The 14,635-nt window shown below is 35.7% G+C and carries 17 protein-coding genes; 14 read left to right on the forward strand and 3 right to left on the reverse strand.

The window, feature by feature from the left end; genetic code table 11:
• Window positions 1-56: 56 nt before the first annotated feature.
• The 6 genes from F3J23_RS02030 (at window position 57) to F3J23_RS02055 (ending at window position 5,546) form a co-directional block, all read left to right on the forward strand.
• Window positions 57-530 carry a Fur family transcriptional regulator gene (locus F3J23_RS02030; protein ID WP_027374694.1) on the forward strand — a complete coding sequence of 158 codons (474 nt, stop codon included), beginning with the start codon at window positions 57-59 and terminating at the stop codon, window positions 528-530.
• Between the two features lie 3 nt (window positions 531-533).
• Entirely contained in the window at window positions 534-2,273 is a 1,740-nt protein-coding gene (locus F3J23_RS02035; protein ID WP_167023312.1) for an OstA-like protein, read from the forward strand.
• A 9-nt stretch (window positions 2,274-2,282) separates the two neighbouring features.
• The gene (locus F3J23_RS02040; protein WP_167023315.1) at window positions 2,283-2,873 is read left to right on the forward strand and encodes a hypothetical protein; all 591 of its coding nucleotides are present in this window, start codon (window positions 2,283-2,285) and stop codon (window positions 2,871-2,873) included.
• Between the two features lie 27 nt (window positions 2,874-2,900).
• Window positions 2,901-4,076 (forward strand): aspartate aminotransferase family protein, encoded by a 1,176-nt coding sequence (locus F3J23_RS02045; protein ID WP_167023318.1) that lies wholly within the window; start codon window positions 2,901-2,903, stop codon window positions 4,074-4,076.
• 189 nt (window positions 4,077-4,265) lie between these two features.
• A complete protein-coding gene (locus F3J23_RS02050; protein ID WP_167023321.1) occupies window positions 4,266-4,652 on the forward strand; it encodes an START-like domain-containing protein in 387 nt (128 codons plus the stop codon).
• A 78-nt stretch (window positions 4,653-4,730) separates the two neighbouring features.
• Window positions 4,731-5,546 (forward strand): aminotransferase class IV, encoded by an 816-nt coding sequence (locus F3J23_RS02055; protein ID WP_167023324.1) that lies wholly within the window; start codon window positions 4,731-4,733, stop codon window positions 5,544-5,546.
• A gap of 84 nt (window positions 5,547-5,630) precedes the next feature.
• On the opposite strand, the gene F3J23_RS02060 is transcribed toward F3J23_RS02055, so the two are convergent.
• Both F3J23_RS02060 and F3J23_RS02065 read right to left on the reverse strand, forming a co-directional pair.
• Window positions 5,631-6,215: an N-acetylmuramoyl-L-alanine amidase gene (locus F3J23_RS02060; RefSeq protein ID WP_167023327.1), complete on the reverse strand. Its 585-nt coding sequence runs from the start codon at window positions 6,213-6,215 to the stop codon at window positions 5,631-5,633.
• A 103-nt stretch (window positions 6,216-6,318) separates the two neighbouring features.
• Complete coding sequence (locus tag F3J23_RS02065; RefSeq protein WP_167023330.1) at window positions 6,319-6,867, reverse strand: YqgE/AlgH family protein; 549 nt, start codon at window positions 6,865-6,867, stop codon at window positions 6,319-6,321.
• A gap of 24 nt (window positions 6,868-6,891) precedes the next feature.
• On the opposite strand from F3J23_RS02065, the gene pdxH reads away from it, so the two are divergent.
• Window positions 6,892-7,533 carry a pyridoxamine 5'-phosphate oxidase gene (gene pdxH / locus F3J23_RS02070; protein ID WP_167023334.1) on the forward strand — a complete coding sequence of 214 codons (642 nt, stop codon included), beginning with the start codon at window positions 6,892-6,894 and terminating at the stop codon, window positions 7,531-7,533.
• A 201-nt stretch (window positions 7,534-7,734) separates the two neighbouring features.
• On the opposite strand, the gene F3J23_RS02075 is transcribed toward pdxH, so the two are convergent.
• Window positions 7,735-8,025 carry an HU family DNA-binding protein gene (locus F3J23_RS02075; RefSeq protein ID WP_167023337.1) on the reverse strand — a complete coding sequence of 97 codons (291 nt, stop codon included), beginning with the start codon at window positions 8,023-8,025 and terminating at the stop codon, window positions 7,735-7,737.
• A gap of 399 nt (window positions 8,026-8,424) precedes the next feature.
• Here F3J23_RS02075 and panD point away from each other — a divergent pair, with 399 nt between their 5' ends.
• The 7 genes from panD (at window position 8,425) to F3J23_RS02110 (ending at window position 14,632) form a co-directional block, all read left to right on the forward strand.
• Entirely contained in the window at window positions 8,425-8,775 is a 351-nt protein-coding gene (panD, locus tag F3J23_RS02080; protein WP_167023340.1) for an aspartate 1-decarboxylase, read from the forward strand.
• Window positions 8,776-8,778: 3 nt separating this feature from the next.
• The gene (locus F3J23_RS02085) at window positions 8,779-9,807 is read left to right on the forward strand and encodes a lysylphosphatidylglycerol synthase transmembrane domain-containing protein (RefSeq protein WP_167023342.1); all 1,029 of its coding nucleotides are present in this window, start codon (window positions 8,779-8,781) and stop codon (window positions 9,805-9,807) included.
• 479 nt (window positions 9,808-10,286) lie between these two features.
• A complete protein-coding gene (locus F3J23_RS02090; protein WP_167023345.1) occupies window positions 10,287-10,862 on the forward strand; it encodes a TerD family protein in 576 nt (191 codons plus the stop codon).
• Window positions 10,863-10,889: 27 nt separating this feature from the next.
• Complete coding sequence (locus F3J23_RS02095; protein ID WP_167023348.1) at window positions 10,890-11,567, forward strand: TerD family protein; 678 nt, start codon at window positions 10,890-10,892, stop codon at window positions 11,565-11,567.
• Between the two features lie 87 nt (window positions 11,568-11,654).
• Window positions 11,655-12,293, forward strand: a complete 639-nt coding sequence (locus tag F3J23_RS02100; RefSeq protein WP_167023351.1) for a vWA domain-containing protein — start codon at window positions 11,655-11,657, stop codon at window positions 12,291-12,293.
• 18 nt (window positions 12,294-12,311) lie between these two features.
• On the forward strand, window positions 12,312-13,355 hold the full coding sequence (locus tag F3J23_RS02105) for a TerY-C metal binding domain-containing protein (RefSeq protein ID WP_167023354.1): 1,044 nt from the start codon (window positions 12,312-12,314) through the stop codon (window positions 13,353-13,355).
• Window positions 13,356-13,405: 50 nt separating this feature from the next.
• Window positions 13,406-14,632, forward strand: a complete 1,227-nt coding sequence (locus F3J23_RS02110; RefSeq protein WP_167023359.1) for a PP2C family serine/threonine-protein phosphatase — start codon at window positions 13,406-13,408, stop codon at window positions 14,630-14,632.
• Window positions 14,633-14,635 lie beyond the last annotated feature (3 nt).

Here is a 14,635-nt window from a genome sequence, read left to right on the forward strand (position 1 = left end):
TTCAACCATACTATCTATTTAAATAAAATTCAATAAATTTGTAGATAATTTTTTTAATGGATACAGTACAAAAAGAAAAAAATATAGCTTTAATCAAGGATGTTCTGAGGAATTACCTTTTAGAAAAGGGATTCAGAAACACACCTGAAAGATATACGATATTAGAAGAGATTTATAATATGGATCATCACTTTAATGTGGATGATCTGTATCTTCTGATGATGCAGAAGAAATACCACGTTTCCAAAGCAACGATTTATAATACTATTGAGATTTTCCTTGATGCAGGATTGATCCGTAAGCATCAGTTCGGGGAAAAGACTTTAACTTCTTCATCCTACGAGAAGTCTTATTTTGACAAGCAGCATGACCACCTGGTGATCTACAAAAAAGACTCTGATAAAGAAATTGAAGAAATTATTGAATTCTGTGACCCAAGAATCCAGGGAATCAAAGAAGCCATTGAAGAAGCTTTTGGCGTAAAAATTGATTCTCATTCGCTGTATTTCTATGGCACTAAGAATGACTAATTAATGAGAATATTCCTTTTTCTGTTCATCTTTATTTCTGCACTAAGTTTTGCGCAGGATAAAACTCCTGTGAAGAGAGATCCTTACCTGCAGGCTCCTTCACCCACTCAGCCCAAGCAGGTGAGACCTGAAGATAAAGTAAAGATCATCCATGCGGACGAGATCAAGAAAAATCCTGAAAAATATGATGGAAATCAATATTTTACAGGACATGTTCAGATAGAACATCAAGGTTCCATTCTTACTGCTGATGAAGTGGTGTTGTATAACGAAGAAAACTTTGTAAAGGCTATTGGCAATACAAGACTTCAAAATACAGATGGTTCCGTAATTACGGCAGGAGAAATGGAATATGATGCCAATACCCAAAAAGGTGTTGCCAGAAAAAATGTTGTTCTTACAGATCCTAAACAAACCATAAAAACAGATATCCTGTACTACGACAGGCTGGCTAATCAGGCTTATTTTAATACAGGAGGAACCATCTCCGATGGTCAGAATGTAACCTACGCAAAAGTGGGAACCTATTTCCTGAACACAAGAATCGTAGACCTTACAGGAAATGTGAAAATTGAAACCCCTCAGTACATTATAGAAGGACCCAACATCAAGCAGAATCAAAATACAAAAATTGCTGATTTTCTAGGCCCTACAACCATTACCAGCAAAACCAATCCCAGAAACAGGATTTATACTGAAAAAGGAACTTATAAAATGGATAGCAAGGAGGCTTTTCTAACCAAAAACTCCAAAATCTTTTACAATGAGAAAATTCTTACCGGTGATGATATGTATTATAACCAGCTCACTGGATTTGGTACAGCTACTGGAAATGTAACACTGGATGATCCCAAAGAAAAAAGATATATCAAAGGGGGGTATGGAGAAATTTTTGAGAAAAAAGACTCTGCAATGATGACAAAGAATCCTTACGCTGTAAAAATAATGGAAAAAGATTCCGTTTATTTTGCCGCAGAAAAGATTATCTCTTACCAAAGACCAGATTCATTGGATATTAAGGTTAAGAAAAGTTATCTGAGAGCTTATAAAAAAGCCCGTATCTATAAATCCAATGCGCAGGGAAGAGCAGATTCTATCGCCTTCAATGAAACAGATGGTGTGATGCATATGTATACTAAACCGATTCTGTGGAGTGGTGAAAAACAGGTGACAGGAGATAAAGTAGAAGCTTATTTCAATACGAAAAGTGAAAATATAGATTCTTTGAAAGTAATCGGAAATGCATTTGCCATTAGTAAAGTTGATTCTTTGACTCTTAAAGATGAATTCAACCAGGTGAAAGGAAAATTCATGACGGTTTACTATGAGAAAAATGATATTAAGGAGGCAAGGGTGATAGGAAATGCCCAGTCTATAGTATATGTTGATGATACCGACCAGGAAACAAAAAAACCTGAAAGAATCGGGATTACCCTTTCTACCTGCGGAATTATAGGAGCATTATTTGAAGAAAGAGCATTGCAGATCATTTCATGCAGTATTGGGGCTAATTCAGATACCTATCCTATGAGCAAGATTGAACCTGCCAGAAGGAAATTTCCGGATTTTAACTGGAATACAAAAGACCGCATCAGAAAGTGGCAGGATATCCTTGTAGATACTCCAAATTACGAAGAAATACAGTATACAGCAGACAGTGAGCTCTTTGATAAAGCTCAGAAGGCTATAGATGACGAAAAAGCGAAAGAAGAGGCTAAAAAGCCTAAGAGAACAAGAAAATAAAAAAAGATGATGAAAAAAGTATTATTACTGCTATTACTTTTTCCTTTAATAGTTTTCTCACAAAGTTTGCAGTCAGACGAATTTTTATGGAGTAAGGAAAGGAAATTACAAAAAGAAGACTATAAATTAACCACTCATGATAGTAATTTTCAGATAAGATCATCCATTAACTTTTCGTATCATCTGAGAGGGTTTAATGTCTTTAATAATAATTTTAATAGAAATATTATAAACAAATTTTCCAGTAGTGCTTCAACTTTAGATACTGGTGCTGATAATATTCCTGCTATTTTAGATTACCAGCAGACGAATTTTGATCTGTCTGAAGTATACGCCCGAAAAATGCGTAAGGAACTTCTTATTCATAAAAATAAGCTGTGGAAAGGGTTTGACTATGCCAATGAGATTTTCAACAATCTGACCTCTGAATTTATGAAAACCCAGGCTCTAATGAATGAAGAAACAAACTATGGACTTAACGTTCAGAAACTTCAGCTCTGGAAGCAAAAGATTCATAATGACCTGGAAGAACTTTCGGAGTTCGACTACAATAATACATCCAAAATAAAGATAAAGAAAAGCTCTAAAGAAGAAGTTTGATTTAGACTTTTATAAAATATTTCTGAAATGCAAAAAGATTTTTTTCTATACCAGGCGCAGACTACACAATTTGCAGCAGGTTTTGAAGTTGAAAAAGCTGAAGGAAGCTACATTTATGGTACAGACGGAAAGAAATATCTTGACTTTGTAGCAGGTGTTTCTGCCAATACCCTTGGGCATTCCCATCCTAAAATTGTTGATGCCATTAAACAACAGGCAGACAAATACCTTCACGTAATGGTATACGGAGAATATGCTCAGGAAAAACCTGTCGCTTTATGTAAATTACTTGCAGAAGCTACTCCGGACCCTTTGGAAGTAACCTATCTCGTAAATAGTGGAGCAGAAGCTATTGACGGAAGTCTGAAACTGGCCAAAAGATATACGGGCAGAGAAGAAATTATTTCTTTTAAAAACTCTTACCACGGAAATACTCATGGAGCTTTAAGCGTTTCAGGAAATGAATACCATAAAAGAGAATTCCGTCCATTGTTGCCGATGGTTTCTTTCATTGAGTTTAATAACGAGAAAGATTTCGATAAGATTACAGAAAAAACGGCTTGTGTAATCATGGAAACTATTCAGGGGGCTGCAGGATTTCTGGTTCCGGATAATGATTATCTGATCAAGCTGAAAAAAAGATGTGAGGAAGTAGGAGCCCTTTTAATTCTTGATGAGATTCAGCCGGGATTTGGCAGAACAGGAAAATTATTCTCTTTCGAACACTTTGGAATCGTTCCGGATATCCTTGTGATGGGGAAAGGAATGGGAGGTGGTGTTCCTGTAGGAGCTTTCATGAGTTCCAGAAAAATTATAGAAACTTTATCCCATTCACCAAAACTTGGGCATATTACAACTTTTGGAGGAAATCCTTTGATCGCTGCAGCCAGTTATGCTACTTTGAAAGAAGTTCTGGACAGTGGCTTAATGAATGAAGTGGACGAAAAAGAAAAGCTGTTCAGAGAGCTTCTGGTTCACCCAAAAATTAAAAATATCAACGGAAAAGGGTTAATGCTTGCTGTTAATCTCGGAAGCCCGGAATACACACTGGAAGTGGCTAAAAAATGTATGGAGAAAGGACTTATTGTATTCTGGCAGTTGTACAGAAATGAATACCTGAGAATTTCTCCGCCGCTCACATTATCAATGGATGAAATCCGGGAAGGATGCCAGATTATTCTTGATATACTTAACGAAAATTAATAATAAAGATCTCTCCTGAACTGGGAGATTTTTTTATGCTCTGCATGGTACTTTCGAGGATGTATACTTAACATAATATATATTTGAGATCCGTGATAAATATCATGCATATTCTTTAAAAAAGTAATTGCTTTTTTGTGTAATAAAAAAATTAATTTATATATTGCGGGACGATAAAACAAAGATTATATGGCGAAACATAAAGTCCATTACGAATTTCCAATGCACTGTTTATCAGAGATTTTATATGAATATCTGGCCACTGCGGAGGGATTGTCAGAATGGTTTGCGGATGAGGTAACAGAGAAAGGCGATGATTTCTATTTTAGCTGGGGCGGAGGTCCTGCTGAGAAGGCCACTTTGATCAGATATAAGCCTGAAGGTTTCGTGCGTTTCAGATGGGAAGAAGATGAAGGAACTAAGAATTTCTTTGAAATGACTATCGTAATAGATGATATTACAGAAGACTTATCTCTGAATATTACAGATTTCTGTGAAGAAGGAGATGAAGAAGAAAACGCAATGTATTGGGAAAATCTTATTGAAAACCTCAGAATAAAATTAGGCGCGGCATAATGCCCGGCTGTATTAAAAGATAAAACTGATGAACGATTTATCGTTCATTATTTTTTTGTAAATAAATCACATCGAAAATTGGAAAATCAATATTTTACATCAGACGAATTAAATGTGAAGAACAGAGCTTTTCTTTGGGGTGACTCTGTGAAGGTTTCTTTCTTTATAAGAAATGGTGGATTGATCATGGATGAAGAATGCTATTTTTTCTTGATGGCCTCCATGAGAAAGATGAGAATGAACATCCCTTTAACCTATACCCTGGAATTCTTTCAGTCACTTTTTCACAAAGATATTATTGAAGGAAAAGGAATACAGAACGGAATTATCAATTTTCAGGTATTCAGGAATAATGATGGATTAACATTGGCTAAATCTTCAATTTCCTATTTCTATGAAGTTGATGAAATGGATGATGTTCTGGCAGTTCATCAAAGACCTCTGGAATTGGATATGATCAAGGAAATTAACGTGAATAATAATCTTCTGAGCAATATCAGAGTTCACTGCCCGGAAAATATTTATGGAGGGATTTACGCCCAGGAAAATGATCTGGATGATGTTATCCTTTTAAACCCAAATAAAAGAATTGCCCGTACTACTTCAGGAAATCTGTTGTTTTTAGAAGGTAATGTGATCAAGGTAGCAAAGCAGACTGAAGGAGCCTATATTTCTCCTTTGATGGAAAATTTCGTTACTTTTTTACATAAAAATAACCTTGCTGATATTCAGGAACACGAGATTATTGCTTTTGAATCACAGAAGGCAGAAGAAATTATAATGGTTTCGGATGAAAAAGGTATATTTTCTGTAGGTAAAATAAGAAATAAGACTTTTGAGACTTCCCGCTTCTTAGAATTGATAGAAAGCTGGAAAAAAAGTTTTAATCAATAAAATTGACAAACCCGGTAAACAACGAAGTTCCAGTAGTCCTTTACCGGGTTTTATTCTGAGTAAATCAGAAATTGTTTCTTGTATTTAATACTCGCTGATGATCTCAACGAATTTTTGTGCAATGTCTTTTTGCCCTTGTTCGCTAGTAATATAATTCCTGTCTCTGGAATTGTTGATAAATCCAAGTTCTACTAATACCGTAGGGGCTTTGGTCTCTCTTAGCATATGAAGATTATTACGTTCTTCAATTTTGCGGGCACTGAATTTTTTATAGATCTTTCCTGCAATTTCCTTTGAAGTATCAGAATTCTGAACATAAACTTCAAATCCGTTATTCAAGGTTTCTTTTTGAGGAGAACTGTTGACGTGAAGTGAAATCACAAGTTCAGGGTTCAGTTTATTAATTTGAGCCGTTCTTTCGGAAAGAGTTGGGAAACTGTCGGAATCTCTCGTTAAAATCACTTCATATTTATCCTGACTATTATTGAATTTTTGAATTTCCTTAGCAATGCTTAATGCAATATTCTTTTCTGAAATATCACCATGTTGAGCTCCAAAATCATTTCCGCCATGACCGGCATCTATGACAATATATTTTTTGCTTACTGGTGTAAATGATAAAAATGCTGTAGAAAAGATAGATAAAGCAAGTAATGTAATCCCTTTCATATCAGTGATTTTAGTTTTTCAAAGAACGGAAAAACTTTCTTTAAAATTGGTTAATGGAATCTTAAAATTTGTTAATTATCTCACTGATAAGAAAAACACACTTCTAGTTTAGTGAAATATCCCCTGGAGAATTAGCCCACAGAAGGAATTCACCTCCAAGATTCTGCATGATGGATTTCCAGAGTGTCTGGTCATTAGGAAGTGTATAATCGAGATTGTAAACGTCCACCACAGTCCACATTTTTCTTTGAACCTCAGTATCCAGCTGGTTGGGAGCCCATCCGGAATATCCTGAAAATATCTTTATATTCTGAATATCAAGTTCATTACTCAAAACAGCATTAATGATACGTTCAATATCTTCTGTAAGATAATATTCATCGGTAATGTCAGTATAGATTTCTGTTACTTTGCTGCCTTTTACAATAAAGAAGACTTTATCATTTTCCACAGGCCCTCCATCATATACCTCAATTTTAAAGTCAAAAAAATCTTTGAATTTACTACTCATCTGGCTGTTCTTTTTATTCAATATCAAACCAAATGCACCGCTTTCATTATGTTCAATAACCAATACAACAGATCTGGAAAAAATATCGCCGGAAATGTCAGGTGTCGAGATTAATATTTTACCTTTGTATGAGTGATTCATACTCAAATTTAATAAAAAATATCTATGGAAAACCTGCACGACAAAAGAAAAGTGTACGAGAAATCCCAACTTATTGAAAGTGAGATAAAACAAAATCCCATTGAGCAGTTCAGAGACTGGTTTTTGATGGCAAATGAGAGCCCTGAGGTCTCAGAAGCTAATGCTATGGCGGTTTCCACAGTAGAAGCAGACGGATGTCCAAGAACGAGAATGGTTCTTCTGAAGGCATATACCCATGAAGGATTCATTTTTTATACCAACTATGACAGCAGGAAGGGAAAAGCAATAGAAAGCAACCATAAGGCATGTCTGCACTTTTTCTGGCCCAGTCTGGAAAGACAGATTATTATCAAAGCAGATCTTGAAAAGGTAGCAGAAAACTTAAGTGATGGTTACTTTCATTCAAGACCTAAAGGAAGCCAGCTGGGAGCGGTGGTTTCTCCGCAGAGCCAGATAATTCCGAACAGAGAGTTTCTGGAGGATAAATTAAAAGAGCTTGAAAAAGAATACGAAAATACAGAAGTTCCAAGACCGTCCAATTGGGGCGGATACCTGGCAAAACCTTACGAAATTGAGTTCTGGCAGGGAAGGCCCAATCGCCTTCATGACAGGATCATTTATCAGCTTGATGATCTGGACTGGAAAGTTTCGAGATTGGCACCGTAATGTTTTTTTATATAAAAAAATAATTTAAGTAACAACAATATGAATAGGAGCGGGCTTTAGTCCGCTCTGTTTATTTTCCTGAAGGCTTTAGTTAAAGCCTAATCTATAATAGGGTTTCATTACATTTTTAATAGCCTGAATAAAAAGCATAAAAAAGGCTGTTTCGAAGAAACAGCCCTTGAATTTTTGTAATCTGAATGATTATTTTTTCTTAGCACCAGAAACTGCATTTGATAAATCAGCTCCTGCTTTGAATTTAGCAACTTTTTTAGCAGCGATTTTGATCGGTTTTTTAGTTGCAGGGTTGATCCCTTGTCTTGCTGCTCTCTCAGCTACTGAGAAAGTACCGAAACCTACTAAAGAAACTTTTCCGTCTTTTTTCTTTAATGTAGTAGTTACGTTAGAAATGAAAGATTCTAAAGCAGACTTTGCTGCAACTTTAGTGATACCTGCATCTTTTGCGATTGCGTCGATTAATTCAGACTTGTTCATAATTTTTAATATTAAAGTTAGTTCGTAATTATAGCAAATATAATACTATTTTCTAATTGTGCAATTTTTTTATTAAAACTTATACAATTTTTTTACTTTTCAGTGAAATCAGTTAAAATATGATAATTCCAATTTTCACGAAAAATCTACGTTACGCGTTACTAAAATCATGCCAAATGCTTATGTTTATTGACTTTAGCAAAAAGTTAATATTATTTCCTCTATTTATTAAATCCTAAATTTTGTGTAAACTATTAATTTTTTTAAGCATATGATTGTCAATTCTATAAGCAAAATTCAGAATTCTTGTGTTTTGTAAAATTAAACCCCTGTGTTTGTGGGAGTTTTTAAATCAAGACAAAGGCATGTTTTATTAATTTTTATTAATAAATTTGCATCATGTTAATAGAAGTTTTCAAGTCCAAGATCCACAGGGTGAGAGTTACAGCCTCTGACCTTAATTATATAGGGAGTATAACGATAGATGAAGATCTTATAGAAGCTGCTGGTTTGGTAGTAGGAGAAAGAGTCTATATCGTAAATGTGAATAACGGGGAGCGTTTCGATACTTACGTTATCAAGGGAAAAAGAAAATCTGGGGAAGTTTGTCTGAACGGGCCGGCTGCAAGAAAGGTACAGAAAGATGATATCATCATCATCATTGCTTATGCACAGATGACTCCTGAAGAAGCTAAAGAATTTCAGCCTAAGATCGTTTTCCCGGACGAAAAAACAAACCTTCTTACGTAATTCATGGAGAAAACATCAAAAAGTCCATTAAAATCAATTCTTACAATAGTAATATCGCTTGCTTTTGCAGGCTTTTTTTTATGGCTGGCTTTAAGAGGGCTGGATTTTAAAGTAATTCAGCAATCATTAGCAAAAGCGAATTATCTTTGGGTGTTGTTTGCTTCTGTATTTGGGCTTCTTGCCTATTGGTTCAGAGCAATCCGCTGGAATCTGATGCTGGAACCCATGGGACACAGAATTTCAAATTCCAATTCCTTGTGGTCGATATCATTTGGATATCTGATGAATCTTACTATCCCGAGAAGTGGAGAGCTGGCAAGAGCAACCGCGTTGTATGGAGTAGAAAAAGTACCTGTTGATAAATCCTTTGGAACAATTATTCTGGAAAGAGTAGTGGATCTGATTTGTATGCTGGGGTTTCTTGGGCTGACATTGCTGTTTAAATATGAAGCAATTTTGTCCTTCTATGAAAATTCTGGAGTAAATATTAATCCTAATAAGATTGCATTGGTCCTCCTCATTCTTATTTTAGGTACGGTTTTATTTTTTGTGTTTAAAAAGAAACTTTCAAGACTTCCGTTTCTTGGAAAAGTTGTTGGATTTATTGATGGCATTTTTCAAGGAATAACCTCTATCTTCAAATTAAAAGAAAAAGGAAAATTCATTCTCTATACATTGGGAATCTGGATCTGTTATTATTTTGCAGCCTATTTAGTGTGCTTTGCACTTCCGGAAACTTCAGGATTTACATTTGCTGACGGATTCTTCATTATTGTAGTAGGTACACTGGGAATGATTATTCCTGCCAGTGGAGGAATCGGGGCTTATAATCTTGCGATGAAATTCGGATTTATGGCACTTTTTATTTCAGTAGGGAAAAGTGCTGCTCTGGGAGGTGAAATGGGTCTTACTTATTCCTTTATTTCTTTACCACTGCAGATTGTTATCATGCTGGTAATGGGACTGATTTCCATTCCTATGCTGGCGAAAGCAAGAAATGCTGCTGTTTCGGATAAAGAATTTAAAGATTAATTCAAAACATTTTAATAATAAATATTTAAGGTCCAGTTTTTTAACTGGATCTTTTTTATATGAAAGCGGTTTAAACTTAACCACAAAGTCACAAAAGCTTTTTATTTTTCAAACACTTGTGTTCACTTTAAAAAGTTTAGAGAAATACTACCTATTTAAGTTTATATAAGACGGAAATCTGTGATTTTCAACAAGACTTTACTGTACTTCTTATACACAAAGCATATAACTTAAATAGCTTAAGTATTTAAAATGCTTTTGTGGCTTGGTAAAAAAGTTTAAACAGACTTATCATTTCCTTTTTGTCGATTTGTCTGAAATTTTTTTGTAATACTATTCTGAAGGTGTTGAAAAAATAAATAAATTTTAATGTAAAATAGTTTTAATTCCACTTTTGGGATTATTTTTAATAAATAAATTTGGTCAGTTCGTAAATCACATTTATCTTAATGCAAAAAATAATCATAATATAAAACACTATGGCAATTAATCTACAGAAAGGACAAAAGATCGAGATTGGATTAACTAAAATGACGATTGGCTTGGGCTGGGATCCCAATGAAGGAACAGGTTATGATTTCGATCTGGATGCTTCTGCAATCATGATTGATTCTGACAGAAAATTAGTAAGCGAAGAGTATTTTGTTTTTTACAATAATCTCCATTCTCCGGATGGAGCGTTAACTCATACAGGAGATGATCCTAATGGTAAAAACAGTGATGGAGATGATGATGAAGCCATTATTATAGATCTTGATAAAGTAGATTCGAGAGTGGAGGAAATCCTTTTTGTGGTGACTATAGAGGATTTTGAAAGAAGAAGACAAAATTTCGGACAGGTAAGAAATTCTTATATCAGAGTGGTAGATAACCATACTCACCAGGAAATTGCAAAATATGAACTGGATGAAGACTTCTCCATTGAAACAGGAGTAGAATTCGGAAGGCTGTACAAAAGAAACGGAAGCTGGAAATTTGAAGCTTCGGGAATAGGATACAGAGCTGATCTGGGGTTCTTTCTTGAGAAATACTATAAAGGGCAAATCATCAAATAAAAACATCAAATACATAAAACTATAGCTATGGCAATTAATTTACAGAAAGGACAAACAATTGATTTAAGAAAGAATGACCGCGGTGAAAGTGTTTATGATCTTTCAAAAGTAACTATCGGCTTAGGATGGGATGTGAGAAAGCAAGGAGGAGGTTTCTTTGGAAAGCTTTTCAGTAAGGAAGCTGAGTATGATCTTGATGCTGTTGCTTTTCTTTTAGATGGCAACGGAAAAGTAGCCAATCTCGGAAGAACGGTACAAACTAACGATGGAAGACAACTGGGACTTTACCAGGGTGACGTTATTTTCTTCAACTCTATGCAGCATCCAAGCGGAAATATATGGCTTACCGGAGACAACAGAACCGGAGCAGGAGATGGAGATGATGAGCAAATCATTGTGAAGCTGGATCAATTGGATCAGAGCTATCAGAAAATAGTATTTCTTGTTACCATTTATCAGGGCAGAAGCAACAATCAGCATTTTGGAATGATTGAAAATGCATTTATCCGTGCTGTGGATGCCAAAGGGAAAGAAATTACAAAATACAGCCTTTCCGGAGATTCGAGTATGAACGGAATGTGTGCAATGGTTTTTGCAGAAGCATACCGTCATAATGGGGACTGGAAATTCCGTGCTATCGGTGAACCTCATCATACAGATAATTTTATTGATATTCTGAGACAGCAGTACGCTTATTCTAATTAAACTTTATATTTCTATTAAACATCATATAAGCCGGCCTGGAAGTCTTCGACTTCCTCCGCCGGCTTCAGAATTAATATTTGTTTTACAATGACCAGAAGATTATTAGCCTACTTTTTATTGGATACTTCAGGTTCTATGAACGGAGAACCTATTCAGGCACTCAATAACGGATTCAACGGATTGATCAGTATGCTGCGCGCAGATCCGCAGGCAATGGACAGCCTTCATTTAAGTGTTATCACTTTCGACAGAGAAGTTAAAAATATTATTCCGTTGATTGATCTGGCAAGTTTTTATCCAATGGAAATTACCTGCCCGGACAGCGGCCCAACTCATACGGGGGCTGCACTGGAAATGGTTTCGGAGCTTGTTCAGAAAGAGATTGTAAAAGAATCTTCAGATACAAAAGGTGACTGGCAGCCGTTACTTTTTATATTTACAGACGGGAAGCCTTCGGATATTCAGAAATACCGACAGATGATTCCTGTGATCAGAGGACTTGAATTTGGTGCAATTGTTGGTTGTGCTGCAGGTCCTAAAGCCGATGAACAGTTTCTTAAAGAACTTACAGATCACGTAGTAAAATTAGATACTACAGATGCTATTACCCTTTCTTCCTTTTTCAAATGGGTAAGTTCTTCCATTACTCAGGGAGGGCACTCACAGAATACGGGAGAACATATCACATTGCCTCCGCCACCATCGGAGCTTACTATTATTATTTAAAAAATTGTCTTTACAGGTATGAGAAGATTACCTATTTATTTTTTAGTAGACATCTCCGAATCTATGGTAGGAGAACCTATTGAGCAGGTACAGGAAGGTATCGCCAATATCATCAGAGAACTTAAAAAAGATCCGTATTCATTAGAAACGGTTTATATATCCATTGTAGGTTTTGCAGGAGAAGCGGAAGTAATTACGCCGCTTCAGGACATTATCAGCTTTTATCCTCCTAAAATTCCGATTGGAAGCGGAACGTCATTGTCTCAGGGATTGATCAAAGTAATGGATTGTATAGACAAGGATGTTATTAAAACAACTTATGAACGGAAGGGAGACTGGAAACCTATTGTTTTCCTTTTCACCGATGGTGTTCCAACCGATGATGCTACCAAAGCCATTGAAAGATGGACGCAAAAATATAATGGAAAAGCCAATACCATTGCCGTATCGATAGGAGAAAATACGAACTATAAACTTCTCGGCTCCTTAGCTGATAATGTATTGTTGTTTAATAATTCCGATGAGCATTCTTATAAAGAGTTTTTCAAATGGGTAACAGATTCTATTAAAACAACCAGTCAGAGCGTTACTGAAGCAAAAAAAGAAGGGATAAACCTTTCTAAAATTGATTCTCTTATTCTGGAAAAAGTAGATACTGAAATGGAACAGAGATTTCCGGACAATAATTTTGTTGTTTTAAACGGAAAATGTCAGGAAACCGAAAAGCTGTATCTGATGAAATTCAGGAAAGCATTTACAGAATCGGGAATTCCGGGAATGTCTACGAGATATTACAGACTGGATGGAGCTTATAAAATTGATGAAAAAGCATATAACAGATTATCTTCTTCCCAAAAGAATACCCTTAAAATCAATATAGAAGAATTAGAAGGAGGTACTTCATGTCCTCATTGTGCCAATCCTATTGCATTGGCTACCTGCTCATGCGGAGGCATTCACTGCCTGAGAGGAGAAGGGTACAGCAAATGCCCGTGGTGCGGAACTTCGGATTATTACGGATATTCCGGGGGAGGATTTGATATTAACAGAACACTGGGATAATGATGGGAAAGTTTTTCCGGAAATCGGCTTCAGAATCTCAACCAAAAACCATGGAACAAGCTGTTATTTACAAAGAGAAAGAAGAGTTCAAAGACACCCATTGGATATTGAAGAATGCCAGTGCAAAGCAGTTTTATGAATTCAGTTTTGATATGGGCGATTTTCCGAATATTAAAATTCAGCATATCGGAAATCTTGAAGAAAGCGGACTGAGCTTTAATGATAATACTATTTCAGGAATTCCAGTCACCGGGAACATGTATCATTTGGATGTGTGGTTTTACCACATTCATGATGCAGATACTATTGAAACGAAAGAAATACAATTGTTCGTGAATGCTGATCCAAAAGACTTATGGAAGAATATTCCAAGTGATAAGAATGATATCTTTTATAAAGCTGAAGAAGCTTCGTTCAAAGGAAAATTTTCAGACAAAAAGATTGTTGCAGCTTCAAAAAGAGGCCGTTCTCATGCCCATGAAGGAAAATTCAGAGAAGATGATTTTGCGGTGAATGAACTTCCTTCAGAATGGAGTATTATTTCTGTTTCAGACGGCGCGGGTTCTGCCTTAGCAGCGAGAGAAGGCTCCAGACTGTCTACGGTTTCAGTGAATGCATTTTTCAATTCGAAAGAAATATTAGATGAAATTGAATATCATCTCAGTAAAATTTATACCACAGGATCTTCTAAAGAAGAACAATACGAAGCAGAACAAAATATTGTAAAGTATTTGTATGAAGGTGTTTTGTATGTGTATAACACATTAGAAAAAGCAGCGGAAGAAAACTCATTATCTGTTAGTGATTTTCATTCTACCCTTATTTTTACATTAGTGAAAAGATTTGAATTCGGATATGTGATTGTAAGCTTTGGGGTAGGAGACTGTCCTATTAATCTCATTAATACGGATTTTTCCCAAGTACAGCTTCTGAACAAAATGGATGTGGGAGAATTTGGCGGAGGTACCCGATTTATTACCATGAAAGAAATTTTCAATAATGAGATGACTTCACGTTTCGAAATAACCTGTGTAAAAGATTTTTCCCGTTTGGTGCTTATGACAGACGGAATTTATGATCCTAAATTTACCACAGAAAATAAACTGGAAAATACCGAAAGCTGGGGATCCTTTTTTAATGACCTTGCCGGAAATAACGATGACCAAGCACAAGTTGACTTCAATAACGATACTGAAATTGATCATCAGCTTTTAACATGGATTGATTTCTGGAGCAGAGGAAATCACGACGACCGTACATTGGCAATAATCTATTAATAC

The organism is Chryseobacterium sp. Tr-659 (genome assembly GCF_011752975.1).
Classification (GTDB): domain Bacteria; phylum Bacteroidota; class Bacteroidia; order Flavobacteriales; family Weeksellaceae; genus Chryseobacterium.